This is a genomic window from Peribacillus sp. YIM B13477, assembly GCF_042787955.1.
Classification (GTDB): domain Bacteria; phylum Bacillota; class Bacilli; order Bacillales; family DSM-1321; genus Peribacillus; species Peribacillus frigoritolerans.
In genome coordinates this window covers 75,731-88,871 of the sequence record NZ_JBHZPD010000008.1, presented here as the reverse complement: position 1 = coordinate 88,871, position 13,141 = coordinate 75,731, and the positions used below count along the sequence as shown (strand labels likewise).

Annotated in this window: 13 protein-coding genes; 3 read left to right on the top strand and 10 right to left on the bottom strand. The window is 41.6% G+C overall.

Features of this window, described 5'->3' with window-relative positions:
• Nucleotides 1-135: 135 nt before the first annotated feature.
• The 10 genes from ACFX4H_RS20980 to ACFX4H_RS20935 all read right to left on the bottom strand — a co-directional run bounded on the left by ACFX4H_RS20980 (nt 136) and on the right by ACFX4H_RS20935 (nt 9,919).
• Nucleotides 136-1,104, bottom strand: a complete 969-nt coding sequence (locus ACFX4H_RS20980; protein ID WP_249597450.1) for a sugar phosphate isomerase/epimerase family protein — start codon at nt 1,102-1,104, stop codon at nt 136-138.
• A gap of 21 nt (nt 1,105-1,125) precedes the next feature.
• Nucleotides 1,126-2,166, bottom strand: coding sequence for a Gfo/Idh/MocA family protein (locus tag ACFX4H_RS20975; RefSeq protein ID WP_034305944.1), 1,041 nt, complete (start codon nt 2,164-2,166; stop codon nt 1,126-1,128).
• 17 nt (nt 2,167-2,183) lie between these two features.
• Complete coding sequence (locus ACFX4H_RS20970; protein WP_377436143.1) at nt 2,184-3,206, bottom strand: Gfo/Idh/MocA family protein; 1,023 nt, start codon at nt 3,204-3,206, stop codon at nt 2,184-2,186.
• Between the two features lie 13 nt (nt 3,207-3,219).
• Complete coding sequence (locus ACFX4H_RS20965; RefSeq protein WP_241637301.1) at nt 3,220-3,948, bottom strand: ThuA domain-containing protein; 729 nt, start codon at nt 3,946-3,948, stop codon at nt 3,220-3,222.
• A 223-nt stretch (nt 3,949-4,171) separates the two neighbouring features.
• Nucleotides 4,172-5,206, bottom strand: a complete 1,035-nt coding sequence (locus tag ACFX4H_RS20960) for a LacI family DNA-binding transcriptional regulator (RefSeq protein ID WP_241637302.1) — start codon at nt 5,204-5,206, stop codon at nt 4,172-4,174.
• Between the two features lie 57 nt (nt 5,207-5,263).
• Complete coding sequence (locus ACFX4H_RS20955; RefSeq protein WP_034305951.1) at nt 5,264-6,082, bottom strand: carbohydrate ABC transporter permease; 819 nt, start codon at nt 6,080-6,082, stop codon at nt 5,264-5,266.
• The gene (locus tag ACFX4H_RS20950; RefSeq protein WP_241637303.1) at nt 6,082-6,942 is read right to left on the bottom strand and encodes a carbohydrate ABC transporter permease; all 861 of its coding nucleotides are present in this window, start codon (nt 6,940-6,942) and stop codon (nt 6,082-6,084) included. The genes ACFX4H_RS20955 and ACFX4H_RS20950 overlap by 1 nt, the downstream gene beginning before the upstream one ends.
• A gap of 148 nt (nt 6,943-7,090) precedes the next feature.
• Nucleotides 7,091-8,380 carry an ABC transporter substrate-binding protein gene (locus ACFX4H_RS20945; protein WP_048686702.1) on the bottom strand — a complete coding sequence of 430 codons (1,290 nt, stop codon included), beginning with the start codon at nt 8,378-8,380 and terminating at the stop codon, nt 7,091-7,093.
• Nucleotides 8,381-8,739: 359 nt separating this feature from the next.
• A complete protein-coding gene (locus ACFX4H_RS20940) occupies nt 8,740-8,925 on the bottom strand; it encodes a hypothetical protein (RefSeq protein ID WP_034305959.1) in 186 nt (61 codons plus the stop codon).
• 154 nt (nt 8,926-9,079) lie between these two features.
• Nucleotides 9,080-9,919: a YitT family protein gene (locus tag ACFX4H_RS20935; protein WP_034305961.1), complete on the bottom strand. Its 840-nt coding sequence runs from the start codon at nt 9,917-9,919 to the stop codon at nt 9,080-9,082.
• 419 nt (nt 9,920-10,338) lie between these two features.
• On the opposite strand from ACFX4H_RS20935, the gene bioF reads away from it, so the two are divergent.
• From bioF to bioC, 3 genes are read left to right on the top strand one after another with little or no spacing between them, the layout of a single operon-like run.
• Nucleotides 10,339-11,538, top strand: coding sequence for an 8-amino-7-oxononanoate synthase (bioF, locus tag ACFX4H_RS20930; protein WP_377436142.1), 1,200 nt, complete (start codon nt 10,339-10,341; stop codon nt 11,536-11,538).
• Entirely contained in the window at nt 11,535-12,284 is a 750-nt protein-coding gene (locus ACFX4H_RS20925) for an alpha/beta fold hydrolase (protein ID WP_377436141.1), read from the top strand. The genes bioF and ACFX4H_RS20925 overlap by 4 nt, the downstream gene beginning before the upstream one ends.
• Nucleotides 12,274-13,095, top strand: coding sequence for a malonyl-ACP O-methyltransferase BioC (gene bioC / locus ACFX4H_RS20920; protein WP_377436140.1), 822 nt, complete (start codon nt 12,274-12,276; stop codon nt 13,093-13,095). Before ACFX4H_RS20925 ends, bioC begins: the two co-directional genes overlap by 11 nt.
• Nucleotides 13,096-13,141 lie beyond the last annotated feature (46 nt).

Genomic DNA, 13,141 nt, shown 5'->3' with positions numbered 1-13,141 from the left:
TGCTGTTTTACTGAGTTTCGCACTTTTACTCGTGAATTATGCTGTTTTACTCGTGAATTCCACTTATCCACTTTTGCACGGGTAAGGGCGAAAATAAAAAGCAACCTGCATTAGGCTGCTCTTTTCGGCTCTAAATTATACCCACCATAAATCAGTTGGACTTTCGTTGATGAGTACAGTTTTCAGATTGGTTACGGCCCGTTGGAATCCTTCTTCAACTGACATCAGCGGATCTTCGTGTTCGATGCTGACGACGTAATCGTAACCGTATGTGCGAAGGGCGCTCATGATGTCGGACCACTCTTGCAGGCTGTGGCCGCATCCTACAGAGCGGAAGTTCCAGGCACGGCTCTGGATATTGCCATAAGGCTGCATGTCGGTCAATCCATACATATTGATGTTATCCTGATCCAGGTATGTGTCTTTTGCGTGGAAGTGGTAGATTGCTCCCGCTTTCCCTAGGATTTTGATGGCTCCGACTGGTTCGATGCCCTGCCACCAAAGATGGCTTGGATCAAGGTTGGCGCCTATTGCATCGGATGTAGCTTCCCGCAGTTTTAACAAGGTGTAGGGTGTGTGGACGAGAAAGCCCCCATGCAGTTCAAGGCCGATTTTTATATTGTGTTCATCGGCAATGGCGGCCACTTTCTTCCAATAGGGGATCAATTTTTCTTCCCATTGCCATTTCAGCACATCTGTATACTCATTCGGCCATGGGGCTACGGGCCAGTTTGGATATTTAGCTCCTTCGTGATCACCCGCTGTACCAGAAAAGGTATTGACGACCGGGACGTTCAGTAAGGATGCAAGTTTGATTGTTTTGATCAGTGTTTCATCACTTTCTTTAGCGAAGGTTTCATCAGGAGAGATTGGATTGCCATGGCAGCTGAATGCACTGATCGTTAACCCTCTTGTTTGAACGGCTTCGAGGTATTTTTGGCGCTTTTCTTCACTTTCGAGCAGTTCATCGAGTGGACAATGGATATTCCCTGGATACCCGCCTGTACCGATTTCAACTGTTTTTAATCCGGAATCCGCGACATAATCAAGCATATCCTCGAATGATTTTTGAGCAAATAGCACTGTAAAGACCCCTAATTTCACATGCCCCACCTCACCTTTTCATTAATTTATGCTCATGACCTTCCCACTTGCCGAGCTTTGATAGATGGCTTCGATTATTTTCGAAACTTTCATGGCTTCCGATGGTTTTACCAATGGTTCCGCTAACCCCAGGCAGCTGTTGATAAAGTTCTCTGCCTGTTGCAGGTCTGGTGTATCCTCTCCTGGCATCCATACAGCCTCACTGTTTAAAAGCATGCCGTGCTTAGCCTGATTCAAGACCAGCGGAAATACATCAAGTCCGCCCTGCGTTCCGGATAAACTCAAAACAGTTGCTTCTTCACGGATATTCGCGGCCCAAGATGTTTCGAATAATAGAGATGCTCCGTTGGCAAATTTGATATATGCCGTGGCATGGTCATCCACTTCAAATACCGAGGCATCGAAATTGCCCCATAAATTGACCTGATCGACACCCTTACTGACATAATTATATGTCGAACCTACGATTTCAATCGGTTCTGGGTCATCCATCAGCCATAATGCCAAATCGAGCAAATGGCAGCCGTAATCGATCACGCTTCCCCCGCCTTGCAATTCCTTGCTTGTAAAAACTCCCCAGCCAGGGACTTTGCGCCGCCTGATTGCCTGTACACGCGCTACATACGGTTCACCGATTTCACCGGCCTGAATCATTTTCTTTGCAGCCTGGGCTTCCTTCATGAAGCGGTAATGATAGGCAGTCGATAACACTTTACCGGATATGTTCGCAGCCTCGGTTATCGCTAAACATTCCTCGGTTGTAATGGCCATCGGCTTTTCGCATAACACATGTACACCCGCTTGCAGGGCAGCAATGGAAATCTCAGCGTGAAACTTGTTTGGCGTTGCGATTGTAACAGCATCCACTTCAGCAAACATTTCTTCATAATTCGTGAAAACCTTCTCGATATGAAATTCCCGCGCCACTTCCCGCGCCTTCATTTCATCTATATCCTGAATGGCGTATAAAACCACTTTATCTTGAAATTTTTGAAAAGCTGGGATATGCCTTTTTTGGGCAATTCCGCCAGCACCGATAATACCCATTTTTAATTTGTACATGATGACTTTTAACCCCTTTATAAGCGGATGATTTTTCGGGATGCATTTGATTCCATCGCGCCAAGAATGACTTTTAATGATTTTAACCCTTCAACTCCTGAGACAAGAGGCTCCTCATTGTCCACCACACATTTTACAAAGTGGCTGATCACTTCGGAATCATGCTGTCCTTCTGAGTCATTAGTCTGGATGCTTCCTAATTGGATGGTTTCTGTCTTTCCATTATCATGATGGATGATCAGTGAGTATTTCGGATCGTCTTCAAGGCGCAATACCGCTTTTTCCGCATAAATGACGGTAGAATTGTCTTCTTTTGCATAAGACCAGCTGGCGGTAAGAGTTCCGATGATACCGTTCTCCGTCCGGAGGATACAGGCCGCACTATCATCAACGTCCGTGTTTTTCTTGGCAGTCGTTTCCACAAAGGCTCCCACTTCAACAAATTCTTCTCCAAGGATATACCGTAATAAATCAGCTTTATGAACGCCTAAATCGCCCATTGCACCAATGACCGCCTGATCTTTTTTAAAAAACCAGCTTTCCAGTCCGTCCACGCTCCAGGTTTCCGGCCCGGAATGTCCAAAAGCCGTCCGGAAGCTATAGATCTTCCCTAGCTCCCCGCTCTCAATAAGCTGTTTCGCTTTTTGATGAGAGGGAACAAATCGCTGATTATGGCCAATCATTAGTATTTTGCCGCTTTTCGCTGCTGCTTCATTCATTTTTTCAGCGTCTGCTAAAGAAGTAGCCATTGGTTTCTCACATAGGACATGCTTACCCGCTTCCAAGGCCGCAACCGTGATGCGTGCATGCAGGTAATTCGGTGTACACACACTGATCGCTTCAATCTCCTCATTCTTCAAAAGTTCTATATAATCAGTATATGCTTGCGCTCCATACCTTTGTGCTGCTGCATTCGCCCGGTCCGGCACAATATCACAAACGGCAATGATCTCCGTTTCCTGATGTGATTCATACTCCGGAAAATGCCTGTTTTTTGCGATACTCCCGCATCCAATGACTCCTACCTTCACTATGCCCATTTTGTTCTCTCCTTCACTTCAGCTCTTTGGATGAGATGGATTCCAACGGTTCGGCTTTACCATAGTTCGTTGCGATTCCGAATTCCGGCTTGACCCAATCAACGGCATTTTTAATCACACGTTGAATCTCCGGATTATGGTAGGTAGGATATGTTTCATGTCCTGGACGGAAATAGAAAATCCTCCCTTTACCCCGCTGATACGTGCAACCGCTTCTGAATATCTCCCCGCCTTCAAACCAACTGACGAATATTAATTGATCTGGTGCAGGAATATCAAAATGTTCCCCGTACATCTCTTCCTTTTCAAGCTCGATATATTCTCCGATTCCATCAACGATAGGGTGACTAGGATCGACTACCCAAAGCCGTTCCCTTTCATCCGCCACCCGCCATTTCAAATCACAAGTCGTTCCCATCAATCGTTTGAAGATCTTTGAAAAATGACCAGAATGGAGGACGATGAGACCCATTCCCTCAAGTACTCGCTTGTGAACCCTTGCAATGATTTCATCCTGAACTACATCATGTGCAACATGACCCCACCAAAGCAGTACATCGGTTCGTTCCAGTACTTCCTCGGTTAATCCGTGCTCTTCTTCATCGAGAGTAGCGGTCCTCACTTCGACCTGTTCACTTTGTAAAAAGCCGGCAATTGCACCATGGATGCCATCCGGATATACTTTTGCTACTTCAGGCTTTGTTTTCTCGTGGCGAAACTCATTCCATACAAGGACTCTCATGAACAACCTCCTCCATTCAAGAATTTCACGGCAACTTGTTTTGATGTTTAACTATTACCTCTTTATTCAAAACGCAAACGTTTGCGTTAGGGATGATCAAAATATAAGAACATACTTATCGACCTTAGAAAGTATGAATTTTCAAAAATAATAGTGATAATCTATATTGTAAATTTATGTTAGCAAAAATCAAGCTTTAATTGGTAAAACATTTCTACAATTTTCATTTAATTTCCTTTTCAGCAACAAAATGCGACTCCCGCTTTATGATTTTGGTAGGAATGCTGATGCTCTTTTCCATCATTTCCGGATTCGCAATAAGATCGAAAACGCATTTTGCGGCTTCATACCCTAACTGATACGTATGGATATCAACCGTTGTCAGCGGGGTACTTAAAAATTCTATGAATTCTGAGTGGTTAAAACAGACGACGCTTATTTGCTGCGGCACTTTCAAGTTCTTTTCGGCTAACACTCCAAGTAAGAGCACACCCAATAAAAGATCCATAACCAAAAAAGCGGTTGGTGCCTCCTTCAATTCCAGCAATTCGTCAATCGCCTTTATTCCATCCGTTCGATTTAAAGGAATCAATTTGATATATTCCTGTCGCACATCCACCTCGGCCTGTTCCATCGCTTGTTGAAAGCCTGTCAAGCGGTCCTGGATCACTTCAAACTCGGGGCTGCCTCCTAAAAAGGCGATTCGCTCATGTCCAAGATTGATTACAAACTCCGATACTTCCCTGGCCGCTTGAACATTATCGTTATCAATGAATGTGATACCGCTCATGTTCGTACTTGGCTTCCCGATCAAAACGAACGGGAAGCCCTGCTTCAATAAATACGGCACCACTTTATCGTCCTTTTTAGAGTACAAAACAATCATGCCATCCACTCTTCTGCCCTGGACCATTTTCACGACATCCTCAAAGATGGCATCCTCCGTCTCGCCGGTAGTCAGAGAAAGACTGTACCCTTCTTTATTACAGAAATCTCCGATGCCCCGGATCACTTCGGGAAAAAAGGGATTATAAAGTGATTCCCTTGCCGAACTTTTCATGACGATCCCAATGGCCTTAGTTGACTTCGTGACTAAGTTCCGGGCATTTTCATTCATATGATAGCCCATTTCCTTTAATACCTTGCGTACCTTGCGCTTGGTCTTTTCACTGATTGTCGGGCTGTTATGGATTACACGCGATACCGTTGATGGAGCGACATTTGCTTTTTTGGCAACGTCTTTTATAGTAACAGACAAATTCATCAACACTCCTCGTTCACCGCACATGGTTTAATATTCCCTATATTTAAATAGTTATTTAACGGCTCCATCTGCAATTCCTTTAATAATTTGCCTCTGAGCAAAAAAGTACGCAATGATGACTGGAATGATGGATAAAGTAAGTCCAGCCAAGGCGAGATGCCATTGCTTCGTATATTGTCCGAAGAAGAAGAATAATTTAAGTGGAATGGTCTCCGATCCCGCGCCGCCAATAACAAGGGATGGCAGCAAATAGTCGTTCCATATCCAAATGACATTCAAGATCCCAACAGTAATGGACATCGGCTTTAATAATGGAAATATGATATACCAAAATACTTGAAATCGGTTTGCACCATCAATCTTTGCTGCCTCATCTAGTGAGAGGGGAATCCCTTTTAAGGTACCATGATATAGGAATATGGATAGACTGCAGCCAAAACCTAAATACATGAAAATCAGTCCAGCCTTGTTCAGCATCCCAAGCTGTCCGAATTGGGCAACGAGCGGTATCATCACAGACTGAAACGGGATCAGCATGGCTGCTACGAACACAAAGAAAAGCAGGGAACTTATTTTACTTTTATTTCGGGAAAGAGCGTATGCTGCCATCGCAGAAAAAATGATGATGATGACTACACTGACGCCCGATATCAATAAAGAATTGAATAAAGTCCGGAGGAAATCCAATTGCTCGAAAGCTTGAGTGAAGTTTTCCAATGTCCAGGTTTCAGGCAGTCCCAATGTATCGGCAAATATATCCCGTTTCATTTTAAAAGCATTAACAAGCATTAAATAAAACGGAGTGAGCCATAATATGGCCAAAATGAATCCGATGAATCCAATCAGCCACAATTTCCATTTTCCCTTCATTACAGCTCAACCTCCCGTTTTTTATTGAAATAGACTTGTGTCAGCGAAACGACCGCCACGATTACGAAAAAGATAACGGCTTTTGCCTGTGCATATGCCATATCGTTTTCGGTGAAGGCGGATTTTACAATGTTCATCGCAACCATTTCAGTTGAATTATAGGGAGCTCCATTCGTCAAGGAAAGGTTTTGATCGTAGATCTTGAACGAGTGGGAAAGCGTCAAAAACAAACTGACGGTAAAAGCAGGTGCCACTAGCGGAAAAATTATATGGCGAAAGCGCTGGAAACTGTTAGCTCCGTCAATTTTTGCCGCTTCGATCAAGTCTTCAGGAACTGCCTGCAGATAGGCGATATAAATGATCATGATATATCCGGCCATTTGCCAGGACGTTAAAATGATCAATCCCCAAAAACCTGTATCAGTCGTCGATAACCAACCATTAAATGCTTCGATCCCCGTCAAGTCACCAATCGCACCGAAGACCTTAATAAAAATGAACTGCCAAATAAAGCCGAGTATCAAGCCGCCAATTAAATTGGGCATAAAGAAAACTGTCCGCAATATGTTGCTTGATTTAATTTTCGAAGTCACGATGAGAGCCAAACTTAATCCGATGATATTAATTACCACAATTGCCGCTACGGAAAATTTAATCGTGAACCAAAATGTATCAAGGAACCCTTTATCCGTAAACAAGTCTATATAATTCTTAAAACCGATGAAATCCGGTGTCCCTAAACCGTTCCAATTCGTAAAGGAATAATAAAATCCGTAGATGAGTGGCACGATCACAACCAAAATGAGTGCAGCAAGAACAGGTGTCAAAAACAGCCAATATGCGGCATCCCGATTTCTCAACGAAACCGACCTCCTTGAAATGATTTAATAGTTAATGGGTTAGATCATGACTGGGTTATTTGATGAATCCCTTAGCGGCTTTTCTATAATAAGGAACAACCAATCGACACGTTTTTCTTGCCGATTGGTCACTTGCATTCCCCAACACTTATTTGCTATGAATCTTCTCCCAATTTTCAATGTTCTGTTGGACAAGTTCCTCCCAAGTCAATTTACCAGTTACGTATTTTTGGACACTTGCACCAAGATCATCATTCCAACCGACCGGATATCCATTAAACACCCATCCAATCGTATTTCCTTCTTGAGAGTATTTATAAATTTCTTTTGAAATTGGATCGGCAATTTTTTCTACATCATATCCTTCATAAGCAGGAATGAATTTAAAATCTTCCAAAACGGCTTTTTTCCCTGCTTCGGATGTATACATCCAGTCCAGGAACTTCTTCGCTGCTTCCTGTACCTTTTCATCCGATTTCTTGTTCACTGCCCAATAGTTCGGTACACCGACCGGCATGCCTGCATTGTCTCCATTTGGAATCGGGATGATGCCAATTCCCTTTTCAGCTAACTCAGGATCCATATCATAGACTGTGTTATACACCCAGTTACCTTGCTGAATGATCGCAACCTTTTCAAGCGAGAACAGCTCCTCCACTTGTTGGGAGTAATCAAGACTTGCTGTCGGCTGGACGGAATACTCATTTTGGATATCGACCAATTGTTTAAACTTGTCACCATCCGTGAATTTAACCGTTGGTGCCTTACTTGCTTCTAACACATTCCCATCAAACTCCGGTGATAAGAATACATTGGATAAATGGTTTCCTGTCACCCACTTCTCTTTGACCGGATAAGCGAAAACTGCATCGATTTTCAATTTGTCTTTTTGTGAATCGATTTTCTTAACTGCCGCCTCTAAGGCTTCATAACTTGTAATTTCATCAGGATTGATTCCGGCTTCTTTAAATATCCGTTTGTTATAAATCAAGCCGTATCCTTCCTGGTTAAATGGAAGTCCAAGGACTTGCCCGTCCTCTTCCACGCCATCCAAAGTACCGTCAAGTGCTGCAGCAGCAGCCTTCGTGTCCTTTAAATCTGTTAATCTATCTTTATATTGTGCGACATCTACCGGCCCGCCAATGTTAAACACCGCTGGCTCCTCACCTGAAGCGAACTTTGCCGTAATGGCTGATTTATAATCATTTCCGCCGCCGACTGTCGATACCTTGATCTTCACATTTGGATTTTCTTTTTCATATTGTTTTGCCAATGTCTCGAATTGCGACTTGAATTCTACCTTGAATTGAAATATATCCAGCGTCACGACATCCTTTGAGTCGCTGTTTCCGCCAGTTGAAGAAGAGCATCCAGCCAAAATCACACTAAAAATCAATAAAACAGTAAGAATTCCCCCGTACCATTTTTTACGCTTCATGCCTACCCACTCTCCCTTTTTCTCATAATATTCATGCAATTTTAAGAAAACGTTTGCATAAAATTAGTAAAATAAAAGCCATTCATTCTATAAAATTCATAGTCTATCGTACTTCTTTTACATCACCTCCTCACAAAAACATTGCAAACGTTTACATTTATGCGCTTTATATTACCACCAAATTCCATACTTTACAATAAAATTGTAGTATATTGTAAAAAAAGGATGTTAAGAACTCTCTTAAACTAATTATATGATTCAGAAACCTTTGATTATTCCTTTATCCGATTATTTATTGTACGGGCATTTTCATTCCCGGCATTATACGAAAAAAGGGAAACCCGTCGGTCCCCTTCTTTTCACTTCAATATCATCTTCACATTGGAAGGACCGTATTCATCCTTCAATTCATAATATTTATCGCTTGCTTGTCCAAATTCCTTAAACACACCGCTAATGATCAATTCATTCGTTTCCTTATCAACGACACTGTACTTGATATTGCTTTTCCCAAACTTTCTGTCATCCACTTTTAAAAGGATCATCTTGGACACCTCCACATTTAATGGCTGCACTCCTCAGGGTGTGTGGTTTCTTACTTACATAATATAACAAATTATTCAGAATTTATAGATTTTTCGCCATGCAAAATAAAAAAGCCTAATTAGGCTTTTTCATTTCGCTTATACATTATTACCATCAGGACTTCGAGATATCCAGGAAACCTTCACCGAATACGTCCCGAACATCATGTATGGCTATAAAAGCATTGCTATCCGTTGACTGCACTATTCTCTTTAACTTCAGTACCTCTTGCTTACTTATAACGATATATAAAATATCCTTGGATTCTTTTGTATAGTATCCATGACCACTAAAAACAGTGACCCCCCGGTCCATCAATTCGGTTACTTGTTTTGCAATCTGGTCCGCTTCTTTTGAAATGATGGTGATCGCTTTTTTCGGATTCAATCCCTCAATGATGAATTCCATCGTTTTTGTTCCAATATAAAGCATTAGTATAGTGAGCATCAGACCTTCTGCGCCAATGATGAAATAAGATGAGAACGCAACGATTAAATCGAAAAACAGAAGTCCGTAGCTTAAGCTCCATCCCAAATACTTATTCGTAATTCGGGCAAGGATCGTCGTACCGGCAGTAGTGCCTCCAACACGAATGATCATGCCAATTCCTGCACCGGCAAAAACCCCGCCAAATATCGCATTGATGACCAATTCATCTGAAGATATCGTCCAGCTTTCGGTTAAATGGAGGAAAAGTGAATTAAAGGCAACGGCTACGATTGTATATACCGTTGTCATTTTCGACAAAAATTTATAACCGACAATGAGCAGGACAGCGTTAATGATCAAACTTAACAGTCCTGGAGACCATTCAAAAAGATAAAACAGAATGATGGTTATCCCTGTGACTCCTCCCTCACCAAGCTCATTGGGAATGACGAAAAGATTTATTGCCAAAGCGAAAATAAAAGCTCCTATTAATATAAAGAAAACATCCAAAGAAATCTTTTTCATATTTATACCCTTCCTTTATGTAATGGTTAATGTGAATTCTGTTAAATTTCACTGCTCTATAGTAACATGGAATCCCATTTAATCCTTCAAAGATTTGAAGGTTTAACAAAAAGACTACCTTGGAAGTTAGATTATCTTCAATGAATGAGCTTAATACATATTTTTATACATTAACTTAACAAAACCACCGCTGCCCGATTCTCCTTAAACTGATTTTTCTGGTTAGATTCATGTTCCTGGCTGGTATCTAAATAATCCACCAGCCTTTTCCGACCCTTGAATTCTCCCAAATTAATGGAGCATTACTTTATTCTCATGCTCGTTTTCAAAGCTTGACAGTTTCATTGAGTCATGATTAGAATAATTTATATGTTAACCTACAGTTAATTTTAGTTGACATATAAAAAAGGAGAATGGCCATGCACAGTGAAAAACGTTTACCATGTTGGGAAGAAAAAATAAAAAAAGAACTGGCTCATTTAGAAGAGATTTCGCAAAAGCGTGAACTCGTATCAACCGAATGTGCCGAGCAGCCTTGGCTTACGATCAACGGGTGCAGGATGCTTAATCTAGCTTCTAATAACTATTTAGGATATGCAGGAGATGAGCGGCTGAAAAAGGCTATGGTTGATGCCGTACATACATATGGTGCAGGAGCAACGGCTTCACGTTTAATTGTTGGCAATCATCCTCTTTATGAGCAGGCGGAACAAGCTCTTGTCAATTGGAAGAAGGCTGAAGCAGGACTCATCATCAACAGTGGTTATAACGCGAACCTTGGAATAATCTCCACCCTGCTGTCCCGTAACGATATTATTTATAGCGATAAATTGAATCATGCAAGCATTGTCGATGGAGCTCTTTTAAGCAGAGCAAAGCATGTACGCTATCGTCATAATGATTTAGATCATTTAGAAGCATTTTTGAAAAAATCACCGATTGAAGCACGTAAATTAATCGTGACGGATACGGTCTTCAGCATGGATGGTGACTTCGCTTATCTAGAAGACCTAGTTCGGTTAAAGGAACGTTATAACGCAATGTTAATGACAGATGAAGCACATGGAAGCGGCATTTACGGTAAAAACGGTGAAGGCTATGCCGGTCATCTCCATCTTCAAAATAAAATAGATATCCAAATGGGAACATTCAGTAAAGCGCTTGGTTCATTCGGGGCCTATGTTGTCGGGAAAGAATGGCTCATCGACTATTTAAAAAATCGCATGCGCGGATTCATCTATTCAACTGCACTTCCCCCTGCCATACTCGGTGCTATAAAAACAGCGATTGAACTTGTACAGCAAGAACCAGAACGCCGCTCACTGCTCCAAACACATTCAGAATACTTTAGAGAAGAACTCACAAATTACGGGTTTAACATTTGCGGAAGCCGATCACAAATTGTTCCTATCGTCATCGGGGAAAACGAAAAAGCGATGGAATTTGCTGCACGTTTGCAAAAAGAAGGAATTGCTGCTATTGCTGTCAGGCCGCCGACCGTTCCTGAAAATGAAGCGAGAATCCGGTTTACCGTAACAGCTCTCCACGATAAAAAAGATCTTGATTGGGCAGTTCAAAAAGTTTCGATCATTGGAAAAGAAATGGGTGTTGTTGAATGAAGCAGCCGAATTTAGTCGTGCTTCCTGGCTGGGGAATGGAAAAAGAGGCGTTTCAACCGTTAATCAAACCGCTGTCAGAACTATTTCACCTTTCATTTATAGATTGGAGAGATATGAAGGCACTAAATGACTTTGAAGAACGGGTCATAAACACAATCGCTTCCATCGATGGTCCTGTTTATTTATTGGGCTGGTCATTAGGATCACTAGTATCACTTGAACTTTCAAGTTCTTTTCGAGAAAGAATAAAAGGTTTTATCCTTTTTGGCGCAACAAGTCGGTTCACTACAGGAGAAAATTATTCATTTGGCTGGGATCCGCGAATGGTCGAGCGCATGAAGAAAAAACTGACGCGCAATAAAGAGAAGACTTTGACTTCCTTCTATGAAGCGATGTTTTCCGATGCTGAAAAAGAAGCAGGTTTTTATCATCAATTCACCAAGACCAGTCAAAGCGAGTTTCATGGAGATGATGTGTTTTCGCTTCTGATTGGATTGGATTATTTACTTCAGAAAGATGCTCGAGCAAGACTCGACCGGATTGAAGTCCCCTTTTTAATGCTTCATGGGAGGGAAGACAAAATTTGTCCACTTGAAGCCTCATCTTTCATTAAAGAAAAGTTGGGCGGGAAAGCCGAGGTTCGTATTATCGAAGGTGCTGGTCATATTCCATTTTTCACAAAACCAAAGGAATGTATGGAGCATATAAAAACATTTATTCAAAAGGAGTACGTCCATGATAGATAAACGATTGTTAAGCAAGCGATTCAGTGAACACGCGCAAACATATGATGCGTATGCAAATGTTCAAAAAAACATGGCAAAGCAATTAGTGGATTTGCTTCCTCAAAAAAACACCAATCATAAAATCAATATTCTTGAAATCGGCTGCGGCACCGGTTACTTAACCAGGTTACTCGTCAAAACATTCCCTAATGCCGCCATTACGGCTGTTGATTTGGCACCCGGTATGGTTGAAGTGGCAAAAGGATTGACAAAGGAAGACCGTGTTACATTTTTATGTACGGACATCGAAGAAATGGCACTAAATGAAAATTACGACTTGATTATTTCCAATGCAACGTTTCAATGGCTGAATGATCTTCCTGCAACCCTTGAAAAACTTTTTACACGATTAACGGCGGAAGGAAGCCTGATATTTTCAACGTTCGGAATAGATACCTTTCAAGAGCTTCATAGATCATATGAACAAGCGAAAGAAAAGCTTCAACTTTCCATGGATAGTTCACCAGGCCAAACGTTTTACACTCTGGAAGAATTATCCCAAGTTTGCGAAGCAGCAATCCCCTATTCAGCAGCAGCTCCAATCGAGATTACAAAAATAGAACAGCTTAAACTGGAGTACTTTCAGACAGTACGTGAATTTTTCACTTCAATCAAAAAGATTGGCGCTGCTAACAGCAACAAAGAAAACTACTGCCAGCGCCCTTCCTTTTTTCGAGAGTTAATCAACATATACGACACAGAATACCGAAATGATTCAGGTGTGAAAGCAACCTATCACTGTTTGTTCTTTAAAATAAAAAAACATGATTAATCCGAGAATAACCATCTGGGATACAATCGCAAATCGTTTATATAAA

Excerpts from the sequence above, each read along its gene's own strand:
- ACFX4H_RS20975 (WP_034305944.1), bottom strand. The coding sequence starts at position 2,166 with ATGTACAAATTAAAAATGGGTATTATCGGTGCTGGCGGAATTGCCCAA.
- ACFX4H_RS20970 (WP_377436143.1), bottom strand. The coding sequence starts at position 3,206 with ATGGGCATAGTGAAGGTAGGAGTCATTGGATGCGGGAGTATCGCAAAA.
- ACFX4H_RS20965 (WP_241637301.1), bottom strand. The coding sequence starts at position 3,948 with ATGAGAGTCCTTGTATGGAATGAGTTTCGCCACGAGAAAACAAAGCCT.
- ACFX4H_RS20955 (WP_034305951.1), bottom strand. The coding sequence starts at position 6,082 with ATGAAGGGAAAATGGAAATTGTGGCTGATTGGATTCATCGGATTCATT.
- ACFX4H_RS20945 (WP_048686702.1), bottom strand. The coding sequence starts at position 8,380 with ATGAAGCGTAAAAAATGGTACGGGGGAATTCTTACTGTTTTATTGATT.
- ACFX4H_RS20940 (WP_034305959.1), bottom strand. The coding sequence starts at position 8,925 with ATGATCCTTTTAAAAGTGGATGACAGAAAGTTTGGGAAAAGCAATATC.
- ACFX4H_RS20935 (WP_034305961.1), bottom strand. The coding sequence starts at position 9,919 with ATGAAAAAGATTTCTTTGGATGTTTTCTTTATATTAATAGGAGCTTTT.
- bioF (WP_377436142.1), top strand. The coding sequence starts at position 10,339 with ATGCACAGTGAAAAACGTTTACCATGTTGGGAAGAAAAAATAAAAAAA.
- ACFX4H_RS20925 (WP_377436141.1), top strand. The coding sequence starts at position 11,535 with ATGAAGCAGCCGAATTTAGTCGTGCTTCCTGGCTGGGGAATGGAAAAA.
- bioC (WP_377436140.1), top strand. The coding sequence starts at position 12,274 with ATGATAGATAAACGATTGTTAAGCAAGCGATTCAGTGAACACGCGCAA.